Here is a 25,004-nt window from a genome sequence, read left to right on the forward strand (position 1 = left end):
CGCACCGTTCGGGAGCACCCTATGAACACGCCCCCCGCCCCCTCCGGCGACGCCGCCGGACCACCCCCGCTGCCCGGCTGCGCCGAGGACCCGGCCGGCGCGCTGCGGGCGATGTTCGTCGGCCTGACCCAGGGCGGCCGGATCTCCCACGGCCAGGACCCGGTCCGCCGGCCGGTGTTCCTCAAGCCGCACGGGGTGGCCCACGGCACGCTCACCGTCGACCCCGACCTGCCGGCCCACCTGCGGATCGGCTTCCTGCGGGCGGCCCACGAGCAGGCCGACGGGCTGGCCGCCTGGGTCCGCTTCTCCAGCGACACCGTGCCGTCCCGACCCGACCTCGACAGCACGCTCGGCCTCGGCCTCAAGCTGTTCGGGGTGCCCGGGCCGAAGCTGCTGCCCGGCGAGACCGAGGCGGGCACCCAGGACCTGCTGCTGCAGAACCACGACGTCTTCTTCGTCGACACCGCCCAGGACATGTGCGAGTTCACCCGGGCCGGCGTCGTCGACGGCGACTACGAGGCCTACCTGCGCGAGCACCCGGTCACCCGGGAGGTCCTGGACGCGATGGCGAAGTTCGAGGCGAGCGTGCTGACCGCGACCTACTGGGGCGTGCTGCCCTACGCCTTCGGCCCCGACCGCTTCGTCAAGTACCGGCTGTCGCCCGCCGGGTGTGCGGCCGCCGACCCGGACGCGGTGCCGCCCGACGAGGACCCCGGCTACCTGGGCGCCGACCTGCGGCACCGGCTTTCGGCCGGGGAGGCCGCCTTCGACCTGAGCCTCCAGTTCCGCGCCGACCCGGAGCGGATGCCGCTGGACCGGGCCACCGTGCGCTGGGAGGAGGCGGAGAGCGAGCCGGTGACGGTGGCCCGGCTGACCCTGCGGCGGCAGGACGTCACCGCCCGCGGCCAGGCCGGCTACGGCGAGAACCTGGCCTTCAACCCGTGGCACTGCCTCGCCGAGCACCGGCCGGCGGGCAGCATCGCCGAGGCGCGCCGGACCGTCTACCAGGCCTCCGCCGAGCAGCGCCGCGACGTCAACGGCATCCCGGTGGCCGAACCCGGCGCCGCCCGCCCGCAGCTCACCCCGCCGCCCGGCCGGGACACCCGGATCGTCCGCGCCGCCGTGCACCCGGCGATCGGCGTGGCCCGGGTCGGCGACAGCGCGGACGAGTACGTCCTCGGCCCCGAGGTCGACCGGCCGGCCCCGCTGCCGTTCGGCAGCCACAAGGACGCGACCGGCGCGCTGAAGCGCCAGGCCGCCCGGTTCCGGGTCTACGGCTACAACGCGGCCGGCCAGCCGGTCGCCGAGCTCACCGCCGACAACGCCGACCTGCGCTGGACGGTGCACGTCGCCAACTCCAAGGCCGCCTGGTACCAGTTCCAGCTGGCCCTCGACATCCCGGAGGCGGACCGGGCGGAGGACAGCAACCTGCGCAACCCCAAGGTCCCGGCCGCCGACCGGGCCCGGCTGGTGATCGACCCCGGACGGCGGTCGGTGCGCGGGCGCAACCGCTCCGGCGGTCCCGAGCTCAGCTTCGACACCGGCACCTTCCTGGGCCGGCCGGTCTACCTCGGCGAGCTGCGCACCGACGACAGCGGCCGGCTGATCTTCCTCGGCGGCCGCGGCGTCTCCGCCTCCGCCACCGAACCGCCCACCCCCGCCGACACCTTCGCCAACAACGACGGCTGGCACGACGACGTGTCCGACGGCCCGGTGACCGCCGAGGTCCGGATCGACGGCCGGCCGATCCCGGTCGACCCGGCCTGGGTGGTCACCGCGCCACCGAACTACGCGCCCGAACTCACCTCCGTACGCACCATGTACGACCTGGTGCGGGACGCCTTCGTGACCGCCGGACTGCTGCCCGAGCCGCCGCAGGTGTCCTTCACCCGGGACGTGCTGCCGGTCCTGCGCCGCCTCGCCGACCTGCAGTGGGTCAACCGCGGCATGGCCGTCCAGCTGGGCCACGGCGGGCGCGAGGACCTGCTCGCCCCCGACCGCCTCGCCGCCCTGGCCGACCCCTCGCCGGTCAACCGGGAGCTGCGCCGGCAGGTCTGGCTGACCATCCGCGACTACGACCGGGACGGCCAGTCCCCGGTGCCGTGGCCCGGGGTGTACGGCGACGCGATGAACGTGCCGCCGCAGTCCGTGCGCCAGCACGTCACGCTGTCGCCGCTCCAGTACCGCCTGCTCAGGCTCTGGGCGCGCGGGCAGTTCACCGCCGACTTCGATCCGGCGGCGGCGGCGCCCGCCGCCCTCGCCGAGGTCCCGCTCGCCGAGCAGCCGGAGACCCTGGACCGGGCGGCGCTGTCGTTCTGCCTCGCCGACGCCTTCCACCCCGGCTGCGAACTCACCTGGCCGATGCGGCACACCACGCTGTACGACCGGCCGTTCCGGATCCGCCCGCGCGTCCCGGACCTGCCCGGGCCCGCCTACGGTCCCCGGCTCACCCCGCAGCTCGCACTCGCCTACGACGGCCCGCTGTACGCGCAGGGGCCGGGCGACCTCACCCGGTGGATGGCGGTGCCCTGGCAGACCGACACCGCGAGCTGCCGCTCCGGCTACGAGTACCTCTCAGGCTTCGGCAACTACGACCCCTACCTGCCCACCTTCTGGCCCGCCCGGGTGCCCAACCACGTGCTCGCCGAGGAGGAGTACGCCGTGGTGATGGACACCGCGCGGCCGTTCGCGGAGCGGCTGGCCGCCTTCGGGAACCGGCGGGCCTGGCTGCGCTGGCTGCCGCCGGGCTACCTGGACGCGATCAACGCGATGGTGACGGACTTCGGCCGGCTCGGGGTCGTCGAGCGGCGGCCGGGGCCGGTGGACGATCCGCGGCTCCCGGCGGAGCTGCTGGTCGAGTCGGAGGTGAGCTTCGCGCCGGAGCCCGCCCCGCCGGCCCTGCGCAACCTGGTCACGGTGCACGTGCCGCTCGGCGCCGACCCGGTGCTCGGGGAGGCCGCGCTGGCCACCGCCGTCACCATGGCGGAGGCACCGGACGAGGAGGTGTCGGCGGGCTACATCGACAAGGTCAAGCGCCTGCGGCCCACCCGGTGACGGGTGGTCGGCGGGTAGCGGGGGGTGCGGGCGCGCCGCACAGCTCGGCGCGCGCTTCCGTAGCCGGCGCGGCGCACTGCTCGGTGGAGGGCCCAGTGGGCGCTTCCGCGCGCGGTTCGGTGGAGCTGGTGGACGCCGCCGTGGCGGGTGGTGGGCCGGCCGGGGCCGTCGCGGCGCTCGTGCTCGCGCGGGCCGGGCACCGCGTCGTGCTGCTCGACGGGGAGCCGACCGTCGAACCGCCGACCGTCGAAGCACCGGCCACCGGACCGGCGTCCGCAACCCCGGCCGCGTTCAAGATCGGCGAATCCCTGCCGCCCGCCGCCCGCCCGCTGCTGCGCGACCTCGGGCTGCTGGACGGCCTGCTGGCCGCCGGCCACCCCCGTTCGACCGGCGTGGACGCCGCCTGGGGCTCGTCGGCCCTGCACGGCACGAGCCACCTCTTCGACCCGTACGGGCACGGCTGGCACCTGGACCGGCTCCGCTTCGACGCCTTCCTGCGGGACGCGGCCGTCGCGGCGGGCGCCGAGCCCCGGCACGCGACGGTGCTGGCCCGGATCGGCGACCGGCTGCTCGTCCGCGAGCGCGGCGGCGGCGCCGTGACGGAGCTGCGGGCCCGCTGGGCGGTCGACGCCACCGGCCGGCGCTGCGTGATCGGCCGCCGGTACGGGCGGCGGCACCGCCAGGACCGGCTGGTCGCCGCGTACGCCGTGTTCCGCGACCGCCGGTCCCCGGCCGACCGGCCGCACCCGGCGGACGTCGAGGCGCGCACCGTGGTCGAGGCCGCGCCGCACGGCTGGTGGTACACCACCCCGGTGCCGGCCGGGCGGCTGGTCGCCCATCTGACCGACGCCGACCTCGCCGACCCGGCGCTGCGCACGGCCGAGGGCTTCCGGCGCGGCCTCGCCCGCACCCGGCACGTGGCCGCCCGGCTGGCGGGCCACGACCTCGCCGCGACACCCGTGCCGCGCTGGGCGCCCGCGCACGGCCTGCGGCTCTCCCCCGCCGCCGGTCCCGGCTGGCTGGCCGCCGGGGACGCCGCCCTCGCGTTCGACCCGGTCTCCTCGCAGGGCATCCTCGCCGCCCTGCACACCGGCGCCCGGGCCGGTGCGACGGTGGCCGCCTGCCTGGCGGCCCCGGCCCGGACGGCCGCCGCGCTCGACGGGTACACGGCGTTCCTGGACGGGATCGCCACCGCCTACGCCCGCAACCACGCGCACACCTACGACCAGGAACGGCGCTGGCCGCTCAGCCCGTTCTGGCGGCGCCGGCGCACGGGCCCGGTGGTCCCGGTCTGACTTCTCACTCGTTCGGGTACAGCTGACCGGCGGTCAGTTTGGCACCGCAGCCCCGGAGCATGATCCCGCCCGCACGGCGCCCTCCCCGGGTGCCCGACTGCCTGCGAAAGGGCGGTTCGTATGACTACTGCCGGCGGAGAGCCGATCCCCTCGATCACCGACGCGACACTCGACGACATCGCGGCCACCGGCCTCTGGCGCGATGGCCTCGACGTCAACCCGTCGGTGCTCGCCGTCGCCCGAGCACTGCTCGCGGCCCTCCAGGGCACGGCCCCGGCCGGCACGCTCCCCGACGAGCTGCGGGAGCTGGTGGCCCGCGTGCTGGCACAGGCCGGGGTGACCTTCCCGCGGATTCCCGTGGCGGAGGGCGTCGCCCTCTCCGCGTTCGCGATCAAGCAGCAGACCACGGAGCAGCGCCCGGTGGTGATCGTGCCCGCCGGCTGGAACCCGTACGGCTGGCTGCCGTTCATGGTCGGCTACCTCTCGCTGGCGGCACGCGGCTACCACGTGCTGGCGTACACCCCGCGGGGGTTCGGCAAGGTAGGTGAGATCTACAGCTCCAACGGGTTCATCGGCGTCGCCGGACCGGACGACGTGGCGGACGGGTCGACCGTGATCACCCACGCGGAGGAGCTGTTCTCGCCGAGCAAGGTCGGGCTCATGGGCCTGTCCTACGGCTCCGGGATCAGCCAGCTGGTCGCCGCGCACGACGCGGACAACCGGGTCGCCGTCGTCGCCGCCCTGAGCACCTGGGGCAACCTCGCCACCAGCCTCTACGACCACGGCACCCGGCACGAGAAGGCCGTGGAACTGCTGATCGCCTTCACCGGAGCCGAGGAGGGCAAGGAGAAGGAGCGGTTCGACGAGGACACCTGGCGCATCCTCCAGAACTTCCGGCTCGGGCAGGAGATGGAGGAGGTGGTGGACTGGGGCACCGATCGTTCCCCGGACAAGTACGTCCACCTCACCAATGCGAAGGGCGTCCCCACCTTCTACTCGAACACCTGGCACGAGAGCCTGTTCCCGGCCGCCGAGGCGATCGCCACCTTCGAGAAGCTCACCGTCCCCAAGCACCTGAACCTGTGGATCGGCGACCACGGCGCCCCGGAAGGGCTCGGCTTCACCGGCTTCCCGAGCGGCGCGCCCTTCGTCGGCTCGCTGACGCCGACGCTGGAGGCGTACGCCTGGCTCGACCACCACCTGTTCGGCAAGGCCAACGAGGTGCCGGACTGGCCGGTGGTGAACAGCCAGGTCATGTTCACCTACAAGACCGTCCCGGCCATCGGCGGCGGCCGGCAGATCACCGTCCCGGCGCGGCGCGAGCCGCTGGAGTCCTGGTCGGCCGCCACCATCAGCCGCGAGTCCTGGTACCTGAGCGGCAACGGCGGCGACGCCGACGGAGCGCTGTCCGACAAGCCGTCCACGGGCTGGAGCCGCGGGTTCACCGCCGGCTACGAGACCGCCGCCACCGCGATGGACGCCATCATGGAAACCGGGCAGAAGGAGTGGTTCGGCAGCCCCAAGAGCTACCAGCCGGCCGGGTTCGAGCGGGCCCGGCTGCTGGTCTGGTCCACCGACGCGCTGGCGGGCGGCCGCCGGGTCCGCGGCGCCGCCAAGGTGCGGCTCGCGGTCCGGGTCGAGGAGGGCGACGCCGCGACCCTGGTCGCCTACCTCTTCGACGTGGCCCCGGACGGCACCGCCCGGATCATCACCCATGAGCCGTTCACCGCCACCGGCCTGACCGCCGGTACGCCCCGGACGGTCGGCTGGCCGCTCCAGCCGGCCGCCTACGACGTGCCCGACGGCCACCGGCTCGCCCTGGTCGTCAACAGCCGCGACCAGCTCTACGCCTTCACCGGCACGCAGGGCGGCACCACCACCGTCACCTCCCTGGCCGAGGAGGAGGCCGTGCTGGAGCTGCCACTCGGCTGAGCACACCCTCCGTCCTGCCGTGCTCGACCGACCGCGCGACGCCGGGGCGCCGGTGTGAGACCTTGGACGGGGGGCGACCCGGGGGGCTACCCGCTCACCTAGGAGGCTCGATGTCCTCGAAGCGACGCCGGAAGAAGAAGGCCCGCCGCAAGCACGGCGCCAACCACGGCAAGCGGCCCCAGTGCTGAACCGCCGCCCCGGCCCGGACGCCCGTCCGGGCCGGGGCATTGCGCGGGCCCGGGCACTGCCGGCGCCCTGAGACTGCCGGGGCCCCGACTCAGGCGCCCGCCGGCTCCGGCGCGTAGTAGAGGCTCGCCATCTCGGCGCGGACGGTCCAGCCCAGCGCGGTGTAGAGCGCCCGGCCGTCCGGGGTGCCGACCAGGATGCCGGTGGTGGCCCCGTCGCGGTACGCGATGTCCTGCAGGGTCCGCATCACCAGGCCGCCCAAGCCACGGCGACGGTGCTCGGGAGAGGTCGCGATCTGGTCGGCGACGGCGGTGGCCCCGGTGACCGCGAGCTGGCCGCGCGCGGCGAAGTGGCCCTCCGCGGTGCGCACCAGCACCCGGACCACGCCTCCGCGCCGCCAGGAGGTGAGGGTGTAGCCGTCCGGCACCTCCGGGCGCTCGGCGGCGAGCGGGACGGTCATCAGGTAGCCGGGCAGATCGTACCGCCAGCCCGGGCCGAGCCAGGGACGGACGGTGTCGTCGTCCGCGAAGAGCTTCAGCCAGGTGCCGGGGGCGGTGGTGGCGGCCACCAGCTTGCGGACCTCGGCCTCGGTGGGCTCCGGCAGGACGTGCCGGGCCACCTGGTTCTCCTGGCCGACGTCGATCGTCCAGCCCCACGGCTCGTCCATCGGGTCGCCCGCACCCCGCGACACGATCCAGCCGTCGATCCAGGCCCGCACCAGCTCGCTGACGGTGGGTTCCTGCACCGCGCACCCCCTGTAATAGTCAATATTGTATTTCATACATTACACGATCGGGTGAACCTGGTGCGGGGCGGTTAACGCGCGCCCTGGTACGGGCGCGCCGAACGTACCAAGCTCGATGGGTCCGCTGCGTCCGAGCACCCCTTCGAGGCAGGAGACCACGTGGCCGCCCGTCACCCCACCGAGCCGGCCGAACCGGCCGGGTCCCCCAGCGAGCAGTTCCTGTTCGGCGGATCGCTGCGCTACGACTACAACTTCGACGACCACGAGCAGACCATGCTCCGGGTCGGCTTCCTGACCGTCGCCCGGCAGATCCCCGGGCTGCTGCGCACCGCGGTCGTCCTCGCCTGGCAGGCCGACCGCGCCGCGCTGGTCGTGGTCGCCGCCGCCGAGCTCGGCCGCGCGGCCGCCACCGCGTTCGGCCTGCTCGCCACCAACCAGGCCCTCGGCTCGCTGTTCACCGCCGGCCGCGCCGACCAGTCGCTGCGCGCCGCGCTCCCGGCCGTCCTCGCCATCGGCGCCGCCGCCGCGTTCTCCGCCGTCATGGGCGTGCTCTCCACCTGGGCGTCCGCGCGGCTGGAGCCCAAGACCGAACGCGCCGCCACCGACGCCTACCTGCGGCGCACCGCCCGGGTCGAACTCGCCGCCCTGGAGGACCCGGAGTTCAGCCGGCTGCTGGAGTCGGCGCGCTTCGGCACCGCCGCCGTCCGGCGCCTGATCAACCAGGGCGTGCTGGTGCTGGCCTCGCTGCTGAGCATGGTCGCGGCCGGCGGGGTCCTGCTCAGCCTGGACCCCGTCCTGCTGCCGATGCTCGTGCTGATCGCCGCACCGAAGGGCTGGGGCGCGGTGCGCTCGGCGCGCCGGCGCTACGGCTCGCTGATGGCCTGGCTCCAGCACCACCGGGCCTCCTCGCTGCTCGCCCAGGTGGTCTCCCAGCCGAACGCGGCGCCCGAGGTCCGGGTGCACGCGGTCGGGCCGTTCGTCCTCGGCCACTACCGGGAGATGGCGCGCGCCTCCGAGCAGGAGCAGAACCGGCTGGCCCGGGCCGGCGCGGGCACCTCACTGCTGGCCTCGGTGCTGTCCGGGCTCGCCACCGGCGCGACCTTCGCGCTGCTCGGCCTGCTGGTGCACTACGGGCGGATGGACCTGGCGGTCGCCGGCACCGCCGTGGTGGGCGTCCGCACCGGCGCGGCCGACGTCACCCAGCTGGTCTCCACGGTCAACGGCCTCTACGAGGAGGCGCTGTTCGTCCGGGACCTGGACAACCTGCAGCGGGAGGCCGAACGCCGGGCCATCCCGTCCGGCGGCGCGGACCTGCCCGAACGGCCGGAGGTGCTGCGGGTGGAGGACGTCTCCTTCAGCTACCCCGGCCGCGGCGCCAAGGCGCTGGACGGGGTCACGCTGGAGATCCCGCGCGGCAAGGTCGTCGCACTGGTCGGCGACAACGGCTCGGGCAAGTCCACCCTGGTCAAGCTGCTCTGCGGGCTCTACCTGCCGGACACCGGCCGGATCCACTGGGACGGCGTGGACGTCGCCGGGGCCGACCGCGACCAGCTGTTCGCCTCCGTCACCCTGCTCGAACAGGACTTCCAGCGCTGGCCGTTCACCCTGCGCGCCAATGTGCTGATCGGCCGCCCGGAGGTCGGCGACGCCCCCGGCCGGCTCAAGGCCGGCGCCGACCACGCCGACCTGCACCCGCTGGTCGAGGCCCAGGAGAAGGGCTGGGACACCCTCGCCGCCCGCGGGTTCCGCGGCGGCGTGCAGTTCTCCGGCGGCCAGTGGCAGCGGATCGGCATGGCCCGCGCCTACCACCGCGCCACCACCACCGGCCCCGACGGCCGCCGGCCCTACCTGGTCATCGCCGACGAGCCGACCAGCGCGCTCGACGCCAAGGCCGAGGTGGCCGCCTTCGCCCGGATCCGCGCCCTGGCCGACCTGGGCCTGACCGTCGTGCTGATCACCCACCGCCTGGCCGCCACCGCCGAAGCCGACCTCATCCACGTGCTCCACCAGGGCCGCCTGGTCGAACAGGGCACCCACCAGGAGCTGATGGCCCACCCCGACGGCCACTACCGCTCCTCCTATCTCACCCAGGCCCGCCACTACGGCCACCACTACGGCCACCACGGCGGCGGGCCCGACGGCGGGCTCGGCGTCGAACCGGTCTGACGGGCGTCCGCCCGACGTTCCGTTCGCTACGCGGTGTGCTCGCGGATGATCTCGCCGATCCGCCGGGGAAGTCCGGGCGAGAACAGTGTGTGTCCCATGCCGGAAATCGGCCGGAACCGGGAGTGCGGGATTTCCGCGGCGACGGCACGGCCGTGCGGCAGCGGACGCAGCGGATCCTCCGTACCGTGCACGACCAGTGTCGGGGCCTTGATCGAGGACAGCGGAACGAGGCGGTCCGCGGTCATGTGACGTCCGGCCAGGTCGTGATTGAGGGCCGCGCCGGGGTCACCGGTCCGGTCGAAGGAGGCCGCCACGAAGCGGCGGGCGGCAGGCTCGTCGAAGGGCAGCACCTCGCCGTTGAGCACCCGCCACGTCTCCAGGTTCGCCGTGACGTACTCCTCGCGCGTCCCCTGCGGGAGAGCGGCGCGTCCTGCGAGGTGCGTCAGGAGGCGTGCCGCGGGTGGCGGCAGGTCGCCGGGGTCGGGCGCCTGGCCGGCCATGGCGCGCGCCCACGCCGGGCCCGCGCTGTGGCCCATCGGGCCGGTCATCATCACGGTCAGGGTCAGGACGCGCTCGGGGCGGTGCACGGCCAGCCACTGGCCGATCGCGCCGCCCAGAGAGGCCCCCACGATGTGCGCGGCGGCCACGCCGTGGCCGTCGAGCACGGCCGCCGCATCGGCGGCCAGGTCCGCCAGCGCGTAGGGGCGGGTGGCGAAGTCCACGCAGCCGGACCGGCCGGTGTCCCGGTGGTCGTAGCGGATGACCTGGCGGCCGCCGGCGACCAGCACCTCCACCAGCTCGTCCGGCCACCCGATGCCCGGTGCGGCGGTCCCCATCACCAGCAGGACCGCCGGATCGTTCGAGTCGCCGATCCGCTCGGTCCACAGTCGCAATTCGCCGGATTCGACAATTAATTCAGCACTCGCGGTCATGAACGCCAACATAGCGAACAGGCTGTCAATTTTCCATATTTTCAATGGATATGACTTTCCATCATTATTCTGGTAAAATGTCGAATGGTTCGCGAGACCTACACAGCGACCGCCTGAACATATGACAATTCACCCTTGCCGGTGCGGTTTCCATACACACGATGTGTGATTCCACTGCCACGTGCTGTCATAGCTCTGCCAGATCCCCCAGTACGCATGGCACTTCGCGGGAAGGCAGGAAGATGGGCAGATCCACGTTCGCGGTCACGAGGGCGGCCGCCGCGCTCATGGCGTCGGCGTTGCTCGGCGCCGTGGCGAGTCCGGCCCACGCCGAGGCGGGGCAGGACAACATCGGCATGTACAAGCAGGAGAAGACCCAGTGGTGCTGGGTCGCCTCCGGGCTGACGATCGCCAAGTTCCAGGGCTACGGCAGCACGCAGGCGGACTTCTGCACCCGGGCCAATCCCTACTACGGCTGCAACAACCAGCCCGCCACGCTCGACGACATGGCCCGGGGCTGGAGCAGCCTCGGCATGAGCCACCCCGGTTCGGGCCTGAACAGCGCGGCCACGTTCAACCAGATCTACACCGACGTCAAGGCGGCCCGGCCGGTCGCCGCCCGCATCGGGTGGACGTCCGGCGGTGGCCACATGAACGTCGTCTACGGCTTCGACACGTCGAACAACACCATCGGCGTCGCCGACCCGTGGCCGGACACCGCCACCTACACCTGGTGGAACTACGACGACTACGTCAACAACAGCTCGTTCAGGTGGACCCACTCCCGGATCGGCATCTCCCGTTAAGGCAGGCGGCATGCAGGAAACCAGAACGTCCAGCGCGCGGGCGGGCTCCCGGCTCTCCCGCCTGACCACCCTCGCGGTGCTGAGCGCGGCCGCGCTGCTGTCCGTGGCCGGCCCCGCGCACGCGACCGCGCCCATGGACCCGCTCCCGGCCGACATCCCGGACTACCAGGCCGCCCTCGACCTGGTGAAGTCGGCCGACGTCCGCGACACCGTCTGCCGCTTCCTCAGCGTCCCGGTGCCCCAGGGCGACGGGGCGGTGCAGCCGCTCCCCGACCAGGCCGACCCGTGCGAGGGCCTACCCGCGTTCACCGTCCAGGACCCGTTGGCGCTGAACGAGATCACCCCCGGCTTCGTCGCGGGGACCGCCCTGCCGATCCCCACCGAGGCGGTCCGGCTGAGCCATCTGGTCTCCGCGCTGGACGCCCCGGTCAACGGCCGGAACGCCACCGTCATGCTCGCCCCCACCCGGGGCGGCGGGTGGCACCTGGCGGCCGTGCGCGACGGCGACAGCGACGCCGCGTACGCGGGCAGGGCCACGGCGGGGACCCTGGTGTTCACCGAACCGCAGATCCGCGGCTGGTACCAGCTGCGACTCACCACGGTCGAACCGCTCAACGACCAGGCGCGGCAGGGCCTGGACGGCCGGTCGTCGGTCTCGCTGGGCGACTACCAGAAGCTGGTCAAGGCGCGTTACGCCGACAAGCTGCCCGGCTCGGACTACGACAGCACGGGCTTGTCCAGCGGCTACGGCGCCGCGGGGAAGGCGGCGCCCGCCTCCTCCTCGACGCCCGTGCTCGTCGGCGGTTCGGGCGCGGCCCTGGCGCTCGCGGGCGGGGCGTTCGCCCTCCGCCGGCGGCGGCGGACCGGCGTCTGAGCCCGGCCGCTTCGCCCCGACCACTTCGCTCCAGCGCCTTCGCTCCAGCCCCTTCGCCCCGGCCTCGGTCGGGGCGAAGCCGTGTCCGCGCGCGCCGGTTCACTCGATCCGGACGGCGACCAGGCAGGTGTCGTCGTCCGTGTCGGCCGGACTGAGCTCCAGCAGCAGGTCCAGGTACCGCTCCAGGTCCGGGCCGGGCGGACCGGCGGCGCGGATCAGGTGGTCGACCGACTCCTCGACCGAGCGGTCCCGGCGCTCGACCAGCCCGTCGGTGTAGAGCAGCAGGACGTCCTCCGGGCCGAGCCGGGCGGTGGCCTCCTCGTACTCGGCGTCCGCCAGCGCGCCGAGCAGGACCCCGTGCGGCATCGGCAGCACCTCGGCCCCGTCCGGGGCGAGCCTGATCGGCGGCAGGTGACCGGCCCGGGCCCAGCGCAGCCCGCCGTCGGCCGGGGTGAGGAGCACGCAGACGGCCGTCGCGGTCACCTGCTCCGGCTCGCGCACGGCGACGGTGTTGAGCCACCACAGCAGCCGGCCCGGGCCCGCGCCGGTGACCGCGAGGCCGCGCAGCGCGTGGCGCAGCCCGACCATGCCGGTGGCCGCGCCGACCCCGTGGCCGGCCACGTCGCCGACCGCCAGCAGCACCTGGCCGCCGGGCAGGTCCAGCACGTCGTACCAGTCGCCGCCGACCCGGTCCCGCTTGGCGGCGGGCCGGTAGCGGACGGCGGCGCGCAGGCCGGTGGCGCCGAGCGGCGGCGGAGCGGACGGCAGGATCGCCCGCTGGAGCCGCAACGCCAGCCGCTCGCGTTCGGCCGCCTCCTGCTCGCTGTCGGCCAGCCGCTCCCGGGTGGCCCCGAGCGCGACCTCCGTCCAGTGCTGCGCCGACACGTCGTGGTAGGCGCCGCGCACCCCACTCAGACCGCCGTCCTCGGCCAGCACCGGCTCGGCCACCACCCGGGTGTAGCGCTGTGTGCCGTCCGGGCGGAGCAGCCGGAACACGGCGGAGGCGGCGCGGCGGCGGAACTGGACGGTGTCCACCAGCCGCCGCACGGCCGGTTCGTCGTCCGGGTGGACGTGCCGGGCGAGCCGGGCCAGCGGGACGGCGGGGGCGTCGGGGGGCAGGCCGAACAGCTCGGTCAGGCCCTCGTTCCAGAGGATCCGGCCGGTTCCGGGAGCCGTGCCGGGGCGTTCCTCGAACCCGGCGACCCGGGCCAGCCGCTGGGCCTGGCGCAGCAGGGCCGTCTGGTCGGACTCGGTGGGCTGGTCGGCGTCCAGCTGCCAGCTGACCAGGAGCCGGCCGCCGAGCGGGGCGACGGCGAGCCGGAGGGAGGTGGGCAGGGCGATCCCGCCGCTCTGGAAGACCGGGCGCAGCCGCTCGCCGGACCGGGCTTCACCGGTTTCGTGGGCCCGCAGCAACGGCGCGAGCAGGCCGGTCGCGCAGGCCACCGGGTAGGCCTCCAGCAGGGAGGTGCCGTCGAGCCCGCTGCGGGGGCGGCCGAGCGGGTCCTGGAACCGCGCGCTGGTGCGGAGGATGGTGAAGTCGACGGCCCGCCCGTCCCGCAGGACCGGTTCGAGCAGCAGGGCGGGGGTGAGCAGACCGTCGAGCAGCTCGGCCTGCCGCTCCGGCGGGACGGGGTCGTCGGGACGGCCGAGGACGGTGGCGCAGAGGTCGGCGAGGGCGCGGAGCCGACGGCGCTGCGGCGCGGTGAGGGCGGGCGGCGGGTCGGGCCAGAGCACCTCGAGCGCGCCCTGGCGGCGACCGGCGTCGAGCAGCGGGAGGACGGCCCGGGGCGTGTCCGGCCCGCCGACGGAGGCGCCGGGCGCGATCCCGCCGTCGGGCCAGTGCTCGGCGCCGGTGGCCACGGCCTCCCACGCGGGGGTCGCGACGCCGGGCGGCACCCGGCTCCACGCCTCGGCCTCGTCGGCGGACAGCCCGGCCTGGGCGGCGAGGGCGAGGGCACCGGCGGGCAGCCGCTGCCAGACGAGGACGGCGTGGGCCCCCGGCGGCGCGACGCCCTGCCGGAGCACGGCCTCGACGGCACTCGCCAGGTCGCCCACGGCGGCGATCGCCCGCCCGGGCACGGCGAGCGCGAGGCCGGGAGGCGGCGGAGTGGGGGGCGGGGTACGGGGTGGGACGGTGGGCGGGGCTGTGGGCGGGGTGCCGGGCAGGGCGGTGGGCGGGGCTGTGGGCGGGGTGCCGGGCAGGGCGGTGGGCGGGGCGGTCGGCGAGGTACCGGACGCGACCGTGGACGTGGCAGCTGGCGGCGCGCTGGGCGGGACCGCAGCCGGGACAACGGGCGACGCACTCGGCGAGGCGGTCACCGAGGCACCGGGCGGGGCAACGGACTCGGCACCTGGCGGCACGCCGGGCGGGACCGCAGCCGGAGCAGCGGGCGAGGTACCGGGCACCACCGTGGACCCGGCATCTGGCGGCGCACCGGGCGGAACCGCGGCGGGGACAGCGGGCGACGCACTCGGCGCGGCGGTCGCCGAGGCACCGGGCGGGGCAGCGGACTCGGCACCTGGCGGCACGCCGGGCGGGCCCGCAACCGGGGCAGCGGGCGGCATACCGGGCGGGACGGCGGACGGGGCGGCGGGTGACGCACCCGGTGCCGTGTTCGGGGCCTCCGGGGGGACGACCGTCGGGGCACAAGGCGGCTCAGCGGCCGGAGCGCCGGGCAGGGGCGTGGACTCGGCACCCGACGAAGCGCCGGGCGGAACCGCAGCCGGGACAGCGGGCGATGCCGTGGGCTGACCTTCCGCTGGGTCGGTGGTCGAGGCACCAGGCGAGTCAGCGGCCGGTGCCCCGGGTGGTACGGCACTCGGGGAAGTGGGCGCGACGCCCGACGGCGCGCCAGCCGGGGCAGCGGGCGGGACCGCAGGCGCCGCCTCGGGCAGAGCACCCTGTGGGTCGGCGGCCGGGGTGCCGAGCGGGGCCGCCGACGGGACGGTGGACGAGCCGCCCGGCGGAGAATCCGGCCGGGTGGGGGTCCCCTCGGCCACGCCGGCCGGCGTCGGTGACGGAGCGCTGTGCCCGGGCAGTCCCGGCGGCGGCGCGGGTGATGAGCCTTCCGATGCCGGTGCGGACGGCCGCAGCGGCGGCGCGGGCTCGGACCGCCCGGACCGCTCACCCTCAGCCCCCGTACCTGATGTGACCGGCTCGGTCGCGGTCTCGCCGGCCGACCGACCGACGATGTCGGCGGCCAGCGTGGTGGCCGACACCCCCGCTTCCCGGGCCAGCCGGGCCAGGCGGGCGGCGGCCTCGACGGGCGGCACGGCCAGCCGCTCGGCGAGCATGCCGGTGGCGAGGTCGACCAGTGCCCGGGTGCCCTCCTCGGCGCGCATCCGATTGGCGGCCTGCTGGAGCCGGCGGACGGTCCCCGCCAGGTGCCGGGCGACGGCCGCGTCGCTCTCGGCGGCACCCGTCCCGTCCTCCCGGCCGGCCCCCGGCTGGCCACCACCAGCGGAATCGTCCCGGCTGTCCGCCGACCGGCCACCACCAGGGGAATCCGCACGCCCACCCACCCCCTCCCCCAAGCCGCCAGCATCCGCCCCGCTACCCAGGGGGCTCTCCTGCGGGTCGGTGGTCATGCCGCGTCCAGCCAGTGCCGCATCCGCTCCATCAACTGGCGGGTGTCGACGGGCTTGCTGACGTGGTCGTCGGCGCCGGCGGCGAGGCTCTTGGTGTCGTCGCCGGGCATCGCCTTGGCGGTGACGGCGACGACCGGGAGCCGGGCGAAGCGCTCGTCCGCCCGGATGGCGGCGATGGTGGCGTAGCCGTCCAGGCCGGGCATCATGACGTCCATCAGCACGAGGTCGGTCTCGGGGTGCGCGCGCAGTTCGTCGAGTCCGGCGCGGCCGTCGGCGGCGTGCAGGACGATCAGGCCGCGCTGTTCGAGGGCGGCGGCGAGGGCGAAGACGTTGCGGACGTCGTCGTCGACGATCAGGACGGTGCGTCCGGCGAGCGGTTCGCCTGCGCCGACATCGGACTCGCCATCGGCCGCGGCAGGCCCGCGGCCGCCGAACAGCGCGATCAGTCGCCCGCGCAACTCGTCCAGCCCGGAGGGTAGTTCCAGCCCTCCGCCGAGCAGCCCGGCGGCGCCGGCCGGGCCGTCGCCCCGGTAGCCGAGGACGGGTGTGCCCTCGGCGAGGCCGGCGATCAGCACGGGGGCGAGGTCGCCGGAGCGGGTGAGGTCGAGGACGGCGCAGCGGTAGGGGCCGTCGGCGAGGGCGACGCGGAGGGCCGGTTCGTCGCCCTCGCTGCGGACCCGGACCGCGGGGTCGGTCCCGCCGGGCGGGTCGACGGCGTCCCGGACGAGGTGGGTGAGGAGGGCGGGCGGGTCGGGCTCGACCACCAGGACGCGGGATTCGGCCGCTGCGGCGGCGGGTCGTTCGCGGGCGGCGAGCGGCAGGTAGAGGCTGAAGCAGCTGCCCCGGCCCGCGGTGGAGCGGACGGTGAGGGCGCCGCCGAGCAGGCGGGCGAGTTCGCGGCTGATGGAGAGGCCGAGTCCGGTTCCGCCGTAGCGGCGGCCGGTGGTGCCGTCCTCCTGCTGGAAGGCGCCGAAGATGGTGTCCAGGTGGGCGGGGTCGATGCCGATGCCGGTGTCCTCGACGTGGAAGGCGACGGCGGCCTCCGCCGGGCCGAGTTCGGCGGGCAGTTGCGGGCCGGTCGCGTGGTCGATGCGCAGCTCGACCCGGCCGGTGTCGGTGAATTTGATCGCGTTGGACAGCAGGTTGCGCAGCACCTGACGCAACCGGGCCTGGTCGGTGACGAGTTCGGCCGGGACCCGGTCGTCGACGGCGATCCGGAAGGCGAGGCCCTGCTGGTCGGCGAGCGGCTTGAACGCGGATTCGACGTAGGCCAGCAGCTCGCGGACGGCGAAGGGTTCGGGGCTCAGCTCCATCTTGCCGGCCTCGACCTTGGACAGGTCGAGGATGTCGTTGATGAGTTGGAGCAGGTCGGAGCCGGCGGAGTGGATGACGCCCGCGTACTCGACCTGTTTGGAGGTGAGGTTGCCGGTCGCGTTCTGGGCGAGCAGTTGGGCGAGGATGAGCAGGCTGTTGAGCGGGGTGCGCAGTTCGTGGCTCATGTTGGCGAGGAACTCGGACTTGTAGATCGAGGCGAGGCTCAACTGCCGTGCCCGTTCCTCCAGCTCCTTCCGACCCTGTTCGATCTCCAGGTTCTTCGCCTCGATGTCGTGGTTGCGTTCGGCGAGCAGCGCGGCCTGTTCGGCGAGTTCGGCGTTGGAGCGCCGCAGCTCCTCCTGACCTCGCTGCAACTCCTCGGAGCGGGCCTGGAGTTCGGCGGCGAGGCGTTGGGACTCGCCGAGCAGTTCGTCGGTGCGGGCGTTGGCGAGCAGGGTGGCGATGTTGACGCCGCAGGCTTCGGCGAACTGTTCCAGGAAGGCGCGGTGGACGGCGCTGAACGGGTGGACGGAGGCGAACTCCATGACGCCGAGCAGCCATTCCTCCACGGCGATCGGCAGGATGACGAGCGAGCGGGCGTGGGTGGCGCCGGTGCCGGAGGTGATGGTCGCGTAGCCGGGCGGGAGGTCGTTCACGGTGACGGTGCGCCGGCCGCGGGCGGCCTGGCCGACCAGCGACTCGCCGAGCCGCAGCCGTTCGGGGACGGGCGGGGTGCCGGCGGGGCGGCCGTAGTCGCTGATCCGAACCAGGACGGTCTCCTCGCCGTCCTCCTGGGCGAGGTAGAACGCGCCGTACTGGGCGCCGATCAGCGGGGTCAGTTCGCCGGTGACCAGGTCGGCGACGGAGCGGATGTCGCGGCGCCCCTGGATGGTGCCGGCGAAGCGGGCGAGGTTGGTCTTCAGCCAGTCCTGTTCCTCGTTGGCGAGGGTCTTCTCGCGCAGCGACTCGACCATGAAGTTGATGTTGTCCTTGAGGTCGGCGACCTCGCCGGCGGCGTCCACGGTGATCGAGCGGGTGAGGTCGCCGGCCGCGACGGCGCTGGTCACCTCGGCGATGGCGCGGACCTGCCGGGTGAGGTTGCCGGCCAGCTCGTTCACGTTCTCGGTGAGGTCCAGCCACGTCCCGGACGCGCCGTGGATCCGGGCCTGGCCGCCGAGCCGGCCCTCGGAGCCGACCTCGCGGGCGACGCGGGTCACCTCGGAGGTCACCCGGGCGAGCTGTTCGACCATGCCGTTGAAGACGGCCTCGATCTCGCCCGGAACCCCGGGGAGGCCCGGCCCGAGCCGGGCCCGGAAGTCGCCGTCGCGGACCGCCGTCAGACCGGCGAGCAGCTGCCGCAGGCCCTGTTCGGTCTGCCGCTCGTGGTCCGGCGCCTCGCGCTCGTCCATCCGTCCACCGCCCGGATCGACCGCACGGCCGGGGGCCCGACGGACTGCCCGGCCGGTGGGGACGGCGGGCGCCGTCCCGCCTCCCACTGTGCCACCCCGGCGCGGAGCGGGACAGGCGGGACAGGCGGGGCCGGGGTGGCGGTGGTTTGCCGCCGGGCGGCCGGGTAGACGCGTGCGGCGGAGGGACACCACCGAGAGGAGCGCCGCCATGCCCCGGGGATCGAACGCCAAACGGGAACGCCAGTACGAGCACATCAAGGAGAGCGCGCTGGACCGCGGCGAGAGCGAGCAGCGGGCCGAGGAGATCGCCGCCCGGACGGTCAACAAGGAACGCGCCCGGCACGGCGAGTCGAAGACCGCGAACCGCAGCTCCACGCACGACATGTCCTCCGGCCGGCGGGGCGGGCTGCGCTCGCACCGGGGCTCCGGCGGGCCCACCTACGACCAGCTGTACAACGAGGCGAAGCACCGCAACATCAAGGGCCGTTCGAAGATGAACAAGCGCGAGCTGGCCCACGCGCTCGGCCACTGATCCCGATCCACTGCGGCCGCCCAGCTTTCCGGCCGACCGGGCCCGCACGGCCTCACCGGGCCCGGTCGGCCAGCGGCGACGGAACCTCCAGCCAGACCGCCTTGCCCTCGTCCTCGGGCCGCGAGCCCCAGGCCCGGGCGAGCCGGTCCACCACGCGCAGCCCGTGCCCGCCCGGCCGTCCGGGGTCGGCGTACGGGCGCAGCCGCGGCGGGACCGGGCTGTCGTCGGACACCTCCACCCGCAGCCGGGTACCGTTCCAGCACAGCCGCAGTTCGCGCGGGCCGCCGGGGGCGTGCAGACAGGCGTTGGTGACGAGTTCCGAGACCATCAGCAGGACGTCCTCGAAGACGGCGAACCGCTCCTCCTCCCCCCGAACCCCGGCGTCGGCGGACAGCCACTGCCATTCGAGCAGCGCCCGGCGGCTGAAGTCGCGGCAGCGCTGGACGGCGCCCTCGCTGCCGACCAGCGTCAGCCGTCGCACCTGGTCCCGGTCGGGTGCCGGGCCGACCTCGGGAACGGTCACCACGACCCCCTCACCTGCCGCCGGACGGGCGGCCGTCATCGGGGGCCACGCTGCCGGGGGCCGCGTTGCCGGGAGTCGTGCCATCGGGAGCCGGGCGATCGGGAGCCGCGCCGCCGGACTCGCCCGCCGTCAGTGCGGCGGCGACGCCGGGGTGGATCCGCAGCACGGTGTCCGCCTCGGTCACCGCGAGCAGGCGGGCGACAGCGGGCCGCGGACCGGCCAGTTCCAGCCGGATCCCGGCCCGCTCGGCCGCCAGCCGGGCCCGCAGCAGGACGTTCAGGCCCGTCGAATCGCAGAAGCCCAGCCCGGCGAGGTCGACCAGGATCCGGTCGAGCCCTTCCTCGGGCGAACCGTCGAGCGCCGCGCGCAGTCCGTCCACCGAGTCGCGGTCCAGCTCGCCCGCGACGGCGACGATGCGCACGGTGCCGACGCGGCGCACCTCGACGCGCAACGCCCCGGTCTCCGCCCCCGATCCTGCGTCCCCCGTGTCCCCCGTGTCCCCTGTGTCCCCCGTGCCCCCTGCTGGCAGGTGCATGGCCGGCTCCTGGTCCGGTCGGGACGGCCCGGCGCCGTCCACACCATCATGCCGCCCGGCCGGAGGGGCCGCGCGGAGAGCGGGGGCTCGCCGGGCCGGTGCCCGACCGGGTGGGGCCGGGCCGGGCGGCGCCGGCGGTGCCAGGGTCGTCGCGTCCACACTCCCGCGTCTGCCCGGCGGTGGCCCGGCTACACCGGGGGGACCCGGGGGATCCTGGGGCGGAGCCGGGTCCGATGACCGCACTCCCCACCGCGAGGGGCCGGACCCGCGCCGGACGCCGCCGCTCCCGGAGCCCCAACCCGGCCCCCCGGCCCCGCCCCCCGGAGAGTCGATGATCAGACTTCCCGGCCCGGCCTGCGGCGAACGGGTGGTCCGCCGGGGCGATCCCGCGCCCGGCGGCGTTGCGCACGGGCCGGGCCCGCCCGCCCGGCGGTACACCTGAGGCCGCCCACCGCGTCGGTGTGGGCCCGGCACGGGACGACCTGGGGTGAGACGGTGCGTACGGGGGTGGAACTCCTGCTCTGGTGGGGCCTGTTGCTGCTGCTCGACCTGGTGCTGATCAGCTCGGTCACCGCCCTGGAGATCGCCGTCGGCGGCGCCGTGGCCGCGCTCGGGGCGGTCGGCGCGACCGCCGCCCGCCGGACCTCGGGCGCCACGCCCGGCGGCCGGGCCGGCTGGGCCCGGGCCCTGTGGGCCTTCCCCGGCACCCTGCTCGCCGACACCGGCCGGCTCGCCGCCCTGGTCCTGCGCACCCTCGTCCGGCGCGCGCTCCGCCGGCCGGACCGGCGGCCACCCGACAGCGGGTTCCGGCAGCTGCGGCTCACCCCCGGCACCGGCGCCGCCTGGGCCGGTGCGGTGCTCTCCACCACGCCGGGCGGCTACGTCGTCGAGGTCCGCGGCGACGTACTGACCGTGCACACCCTCGACGGCTCGTCCTCCGCCCTGCAACGGGCCTTGACCGGCGGACCGACGGACGGCGCGCGGTGAACGCCTGGCTGGTCGCGGCCGCCGTCCTGACCGTCGGCGGGTTCGGCCCCTGTCTGCTGCTCGGGCTGCGCGGCGCACCCGAACAGCGGCTCGCGGGCCTGAACCTCGCCGGGACCGTCACCTCCGCCGTCCTGCTGCTGCTCGCCCAGGGGTTCGGCCGCAGCTCCTACACCGACCTCGCCCTGGACCTGGCCGTCCTCGCCCCGGCCGGAACCCTCGTCTTCACCCGCCTGCTGGCCGGTCAGGAGCCCCGATGATCCGTCACGCCGTCGCCCTGGCCCTGCTCTCCCTGGGCACCGCCGCGCTGCTGCTGGCCGCGCTCGGGCTCACCGTGCTGCCCGGGCCCCAGCTGCGCCTGCACGCCCTCTCCCCCGCCGGCGCCCTCGGCGCACCGCTGGTCGCCCTGGCGCTCGCGGTGGAGACCGGACCGGGCCGGGCCGCCCTCAAGCTCCTCCTCATCGGCCTGCTGCTGGCCGCCGGCGGCACCGTCACCACGATGGCCGTCGGCCGGGTGACCCACCACGCGACCCGGGCGGCCGACCGGTGACCGACACCCTGATCACGCTCGCCCTGCTGCTGACCGCCGGCACCGCGACCGCCGCCGCGCTGACCCGCGACCCGGTCCGGCAGGCCGTCGTCCTCGCCCTGCTCGGGCTCTCGCTCACGCTGCTGTTCACCGTCCTCCAGGCGCCCGACGTGGCGCTGTCCCAGCTCGGCGTGGGCAGCGCGATCACCCCGCTGCTGATCCTGCTCACCGTCCGACGGATCCGCCGCGGCGCGCGGTCCGAGGACGACCCGGGCCCGGGCGGCACCGGATGAGCCGGGCCGCCCGGCTGCGGCTGTTCCTGACCGGTGCGGCCGTCCTCGCGGCCGTGCTGATCGCCGCCGCCGACGGGCTGCCGGCCTTCGGCGGGCCGGACCACCCGTACGGCGACCGGGCGGTGGAGGCGGGGCTCGCCCGGCGCGCCGCCAACATCGTCTCCTCCGTCAACTTCGACCAGCGGGCCTTCGACACCCTCGGCGAGGAGTCCATCCTGTTCGCCTCGGTGCTCGGCGCGACCATGCTGCTGCGCCTCGCCCGGGACGAGCACCGGCGCCGGCCGGCCCCCGCACGCGTGCTGCCCAGCACCCGGCTTTTCGGCGCCACGCTGCTGCCGGTGGCCCTGCTGACCGGCGGCTATCTGGTGGCGCACGGCCAGTTGACCCCGGGCGGCGGCTTCCAGGGCGGTGTGGTGCTCGCCACCGCCCTGCACCTGGCCTACGTCGCGGCGGACTACCGGGTGCTGCGGCGGGTCCGTCCGCTGGCCGTGCTGGACGTCGCGGACGCCCTCTCGGCCGGCGCCTTCGCCGCACTGGGGCTGATCGGGCTGGCCGCCGGCGCCGGCTACCTGGCCAACACCCTGCCGCTGGGGACGTTCGGCGCGCTCTTCTCCGGCGGCCTGGTCCCGGTGGTCAACGCCGTGGTCGGGGTGGAGGTCGGCTCGGGCGTGGTGGTCCTGCTCGCCCGGTTCCTCGACCAGGCGGTGGAGGTCGTGCCCGACCGCGCGGGAGCGCGCGGTACGGACGGAGGGGAGGGCTGATGGGTGTCCTGCCCTACCTGGTGGCCGGCTGGATCCTGCTCGCCGGCCTCTACGGCCTGGTCACCAGCCGCGACCTGGTGCAATCGGTCGGCTGCCTGGCCGTCGCCCAGTCGTCCACCTATGTGCTGCTGCTCGCGGTCGGCTACCGCCGCGGTGCCACCGCGCCCGTCTTCGCCGACCTGCCGCCCGGCTCGCCGGTGGTGGACCCGGTGGTGCAGGCGCTGGCGCTGACCGACATCGTGGTCGGCGCCACCGTCACCGCGCTGCTGCTCGCCCTGGTCGTCCAACTGCGCAAGCGGCACGGCACGGTGGACCCGGAGGCGCTCACCGGGTTGCGCGGGTGACCGGTTGACCGCCGCCACCGTCGCCACCGGCACCGTCGCCATCGCCCCGCTCGCCGCCGAGCTGCTGCCCGCCACCGACCTGCTGCCGCTGGCCGTGGTCGTCCCGCTGCTCGGCGCCGCCGTGCTGGCCGTCGCCGGCCGGTGGCTGCCGCGGATCGCCGTGGACGCGCTGGCCACCACCTGGGCGGCGGCCGAGGTGCTCTGCCTGGCGTTGCTGTGGATCCGCACCGACCCCGACGGGCGCGCCGTCTCCTGGATCGGCGGCTGGACGCCGCGGGGCGGCCACAGCGTCGGCGTCGTCCTGGTCGCGGACCGGCTCGGCGGCGGGATCGCGCTGCTCGCCGCCGTCCTGGTGCTGGCCGTCCTCTGCTACGCCTGGCGGTACTTCGCCGAACCGGCCGGCGCGCACGGCGGCGTGTTCCCCGCGCTGCTGCTGCTCTTCGAGGCCGGGATGTGCGGCTTCGCCCTCACCGGCGACCTCTTCGACGCCTTCGTCTTCTTCGAACTGATGGGCGCCGTCGCGTACGCGCTGACCGGCCTCCGGATCGAGGACCCGCGCCCGCTGCAGGGGGCGCTCGCCTTCGGCGTCGTCAACTCGCTCGCCGCGTACTGCTCGCTGCTCGGCATCGGACTGCTCTACGCCCGCACCGGCGAGCTCGGCCTCGCCCAGCTCGGTGCCGCCCTCGACCAGCGGGCGGCCGGTGGCCACGGCGGCCCGGACGCCCTGCTGGTCTGCGCGTTCGTGCTGGTCCTGGCCGGACCGCTGGTCAAGGCGGCGACGGCCCCGTTCCACTTCTGGCTGCCGGACGCGCACGCCGTCGCGCCGAGCCCGGTCTGCATGCTGCTCTCCGGCGTGATGGTCGAACTCGGCGCCTACGGGGTGGCCCGGATCCACCGGGTGGTGTTCGCCGGGCCCGGCGGACTGCCCGACGGCGCCGTCCGGACCACCCTGCTCGCCGCCGGGCTGGTCACCGCGCTGGCCGGCGCGGTGATGTGCTGGCAGCAACGCCATCTGAAGCGGCTGCTGGCGTTCTCCACCGTCGGCCACACCGGCCTCTTCCTGATCGGCGTGGCCCTGCTCACCCCGGCCGGGCTGGCCGGCTCGGCCGTCTACCTGGCCGGTCACGCCGGCGTCAAGGCCGCGCTGTTCGGGCTCACCGGCGTCCTGCTCGACCGCTTCGGCTCGGTGGACGAGCGCGGCCTGCACGGCCGGGGGCGCCCACTGCGCGTGCCGGGGCTGCTGTTCGTCATCGGCGCGCTGGCGCTGGCCGGTCTGCCGCCGTTCGGCACCGGACTGGGCAAGGCGCTCACCGAGGAGGCCGCCGGGGAGTGGCTGGGCTGGCTGCCGGTGGTGTTCGTCCTCGTCTCGGCGGTCACCGGCGGCGCGGTGCTGCGGGCGGGGCTGCGGGTGTTCGGCGGAATCGGCGCACCGCCGTCCGAACAGCCGTGGGAGGCGAGCACCAGCGGGGAGGGCGAGGAACCCGAGGTGCGCGATCCCGGGCGGCCGCTGCCCGCCCCGATGCTCGTGGTCCCCGGGCTGCTGCTGCTCGGCTGCCTGGCCGTCGGCGTGCTGCCGGGCGTGGCCCGGGCGCTCGCCGAGGCGGCCACCGCGTTCACCGACCGCGCCGGCTACCTCGCCGACGTCCTCGCGGCCCCCGCCCCTGCCACCACCGGCCCCGCCATCGCCGCCGAGAGCGGGTGGACGGCGGCCGGCGTCGGGCTCGGTCTGCTCTCCGTCCTGCTGGCCGTCGCCCTCGCCACCGCCGCCGTCCGCCGCGACCCGGGCCGGGGCCCCGGCCCGCTGTACCGGGCCACCGTCCTGCCGCTGCGCCGACTGCACTCGGGGCTGCTCGGCGACTACGTGGCCTGGCTGACGGTGGGCCTCGCGGCCCTGGTGGTGGCGCTCGCCGCACAGCTCTGACCGCAGCACGGAGCCGGGTCACCGCACGTGTGGATGCGGGCGAGCCGGGCACACGCATGGTCCGGATGTTCCGTCGACCACCGAAAGGCGGCCAGAGATGCTTCTCATCGTCCTCGTCCTGTTGCTGGCACTGATCCTCGGCGGAGCGGGGTTCGCCATCCACGCGTTGTGGTGGATCGCGCTCGTGGTCCGGGCGGCCGAGGCCGGCCACCGGGTGGTCGGCTACGACGTGGACGAGCGCCGGATCAAACGGCTGGCCGTCGGCGAGTCGTACGTCGAGG

Annotated in this window: 20 protein-coding genes and 1 pseudogene; 15 read left to right on the forward strand and 6 right to left on the reverse strand. The window is 75.3% G+C overall.

Translation table 11 applies throughout. From position 1 onward, the window contains the following. Positions 1 to 21 precede the first annotated feature (21 nt). The 3 genes from AB0N76_RS25620 to AB0N76_RS25630 all read left to right on the forward strand — a co-directional run bounded on the left by AB0N76_RS25620 (position 22) and on the right by AB0N76_RS25630 (position 6,281). Positions 22 to 3,054, forward strand: a complete 3,033-nt coding sequence (locus tag AB0N76_RS25620) for a LodA/GoxA family CTQ-dependent oxidase (protein ID WP_363560722.1) — start codon at positions 22 to 24, stop codon at positions 3,052 to 3,054. A 95-nt stretch (positions 3,055 to 3,149) separates the two neighbouring features. Continuing rightward, a complete protein-coding gene (locus AB0N76_RS25625) occupies positions 3,150 to 4,349 on the forward strand; it encodes a tryptophan 7-halogenase (RefSeq protein ID WP_363560724.1) in 1,200 nt (399 codons plus the stop codon). A gap of 120 nt (positions 4,350 to 4,469) precedes the next feature. Next, entirely contained in the window at positions 4,470 to 6,281 is a 1,812-nt protein-coding gene (locus AB0N76_RS25630; RefSeq protein WP_363560726.1) for a CocE/NonD family hydrolase, read from the forward strand. Between the two features lie 277 nt (positions 6,282 to 6,558). On the opposite strand, the gene AB0N76_RS25635 is transcribed toward AB0N76_RS25630, so the two are convergent. Beyond that, positions 6,559 to 7,212: a GNAT family N-acetyltransferase gene (locus tag AB0N76_RS25635; protein ID WP_363560728.1), complete on the reverse strand. Its 654-nt coding sequence runs from the start codon at positions 7,210 to 7,212 to the stop codon at positions 6,559 to 6,561. Positions 7,213 to 7,371: 159 nt separating this feature from the next. On the opposite strand from AB0N76_RS25635, the gene AB0N76_RS25640 reads away from it, so the two are divergent. Beyond that, positions 7,372 to 9,378 carry an ABC transporter ATP-binding protein gene (locus tag AB0N76_RS25640; RefSeq protein WP_363560730.1) on the forward strand — a complete coding sequence of 669 codons (2,007 nt, stop codon included), beginning with the start codon at positions 7,372 to 7,374 and terminating at the stop codon, positions 9,376 to 9,378. A gap of 26 nt (positions 9,379 to 9,404) precedes the next feature. On the opposite strand, the gene AB0N76_RS25645 is transcribed toward AB0N76_RS25640, so the two are convergent. Continuing rightward, positions 9,405 to 10,310, reverse strand: coding sequence for an alpha/beta fold hydrolase (locus AB0N76_RS25645; RefSeq protein WP_363560732.1), 906 nt, complete (start codon positions 10,308 to 10,310; stop codon positions 9,405 to 9,407). Positions 10,311 to 10,552: 242 nt separating this feature from the next. Between AB0N76_RS25645 and AB0N76_RS25650 the strand changes: the two genes are divergently transcribed. After that, positions 10,553 to 11,116 (forward strand): papain-like cysteine protease family protein, encoded by a 564-nt coding sequence (locus tag AB0N76_RS25650; protein ID WP_363560734.1) that lies wholly within the window; start codon positions 10,553 to 10,555, stop codon positions 11,114 to 11,116. A 10-nt stretch (positions 11,117 to 11,126) separates the two neighbouring features. Continuing rightward, positions 11,127 to 11,990 (forward strand): hypothetical protein, encoded by an 864-nt coding sequence (locus tag AB0N76_RS25655; RefSeq protein WP_363560736.1) that lies wholly within the window; start codon positions 11,127 to 11,129, stop codon positions 11,988 to 11,990. Positions 11,991 to 12,089: 99 nt separating this feature from the next. On the opposite strand, the gene AB0N76_RS25660 is transcribed toward AB0N76_RS25655, so the two are convergent. Further along, positions 12,090 to 14,045, reverse strand: a complete 1,956-nt coding sequence (locus tag AB0N76_RS25660) for a SpoIIE family protein phosphatase (RefSeq protein WP_363560738.1) — start codon at positions 14,043 to 14,045, stop codon at positions 12,090 to 12,092. A gap of 1,529 nt (positions 14,046 to 15,574) precedes the next feature. After that, positions 15,575 to 18,301 (reverse strand): ATP-binding protein, encoded by a 2,727-nt coding sequence (locus tag AB0N76_RS25665; RefSeq protein WP_363560740.1) that lies wholly within the window; start codon positions 18,299 to 18,301, stop codon positions 15,575 to 15,577. A 208-nt stretch (positions 18,302 to 18,509) separates the two neighbouring features. Between AB0N76_RS25665 and AB0N76_RS25670 the strand changes: the two genes are divergently transcribed. Beyond that, positions 18,510 to 18,833: a plasmid stabilization protein gene (locus tag AB0N76_RS25670; RefSeq protein ID WP_363560742.1), complete on the forward strand. Its 324-nt coding sequence runs from the start codon at positions 18,510 to 18,512 to the stop codon at positions 18,831 to 18,833. Between the two features lie 52 nt (positions 18,834 to 18,885). On the opposite strand, the gene AB0N76_RS25675 is transcribed toward AB0N76_RS25670, so the two are convergent. Together AB0N76_RS25675 and AB0N76_RS25680 are read right to left on the reverse strand one after the other, a co-directional pair. Beyond that, positions 18,886 to 19,356 (reverse strand): ATP-binding protein, encoded by a 471-nt coding sequence (locus AB0N76_RS25675; RefSeq protein WP_363560744.1) that lies wholly within the window; start codon positions 19,354 to 19,356, stop codon positions 18,886 to 18,888. 10 nt (positions 19,357 to 19,366) lie between these two features. After that, positions 19,367 to 19,807, reverse strand: coding sequence for an STAS domain-containing protein (locus AB0N76_RS25680; RefSeq protein ID WP_363560746.1), 441 nt, complete (start codon positions 19,805 to 19,807; stop codon positions 19,367 to 19,369). 579 nt (positions 19,808 to 20,386) lie between these two features. Here AB0N76_RS25680 and AB0N76_RS25685 point away from each other — a divergent pair. The 8 genes and pseudogenes from AB0N76_RS25685 to AB0N76_RS25720 form a co-directional block, all read left to right on the forward strand. Further along, a complete protein-coding gene (locus AB0N76_RS25685) occupies positions 20,387 to 20,878 on the forward strand; it encodes a hypothetical protein (RefSeq protein ID WP_363560748.1) in 492 nt (163 codons plus the stop codon). Next, positions 20,875 to 21,135, forward strand: a complete 261-nt coding sequence (locus tag AB0N76_RS25690; protein WP_363560750.1) for a monovalent cation/H+ antiporter complex subunit F — start codon at positions 20,875 to 20,877, stop codon at positions 21,133 to 21,135. The genes AB0N76_RS25685 and AB0N76_RS25690 overlap by 4 nt, the downstream gene beginning before the upstream one ends. Further along, positions 21,132 to 21,425 (forward strand): monovalent cation/H(+) antiporter subunit G, encoded by a 294-nt coding sequence (locus tag AB0N76_RS25695; RefSeq protein WP_363560752.1) that lies wholly within the window; start codon positions 21,132 to 21,134, stop codon positions 21,423 to 21,425. The genes AB0N76_RS25690 and AB0N76_RS25695 overlap by 4 nt, the downstream gene beginning before the upstream one ends. Next, positions 21,422 to 21,697 (forward strand): DUF4040 domain-containing protein, encoded by a 276-nt coding sequence (locus AB0N76_RS25700; RefSeq protein WP_363560754.1) that lies wholly within the window; start codon positions 21,422 to 21,424, stop codon positions 21,695 to 21,697. Before AB0N76_RS25695 ends, AB0N76_RS25700 begins: the two co-directional genes overlap by 4 nt. Further along, on the forward strand, positions 21,694 to 22,458 hold the full coding sequence (locus AB0N76_RS25705; protein ID WP_363560756.1) for an MnhB domain-containing protein: 765 nt from the start codon (positions 21,694 to 21,696) through the stop codon (positions 22,456 to 22,458). Before AB0N76_RS25700 ends, AB0N76_RS25705 begins: the two co-directional genes overlap by 4 nt. After that, positions 22,458 to 22,802: an NADH-quinone oxidoreductase subunit K gene (locus AB0N76_RS25710; RefSeq protein WP_363560758.1), complete on the forward strand. Its 345-nt coding sequence runs from the start codon at positions 22,458 to 22,460 to the stop codon at positions 22,800 to 22,802. Before AB0N76_RS25705 ends, AB0N76_RS25710 begins: the two co-directional genes overlap by 1 nt. A 64-nt stretch (positions 22,803 to 22,866) precedes the next feature. Then, on the forward strand, positions 22,867 to 24,723 hold the full coding sequence (locus AB0N76_RS25715; RefSeq protein ID WP_363560762.1) for a proton-conducting transporter membrane subunit: 1,857 nt from the start codon (positions 22,867 to 22,869) through the stop codon (positions 24,721 to 24,723). A gap of 97 nt (positions 24,724 to 24,820) precedes the next feature. Then, positions 24,821 to 25,004: pseudogene (locus AB0N76_RS25720) on the forward strand (hypothetical protein); the annotation flags it as partial.

This window comes from Kitasatospora sp. NPDC093806, from assembly GCF_040683335.1.
Taxonomy (GTDB): Bacteria; Actinomycetota; Actinomycetes; order Streptomycetales; family Streptomycetaceae; genus Kitasatospora.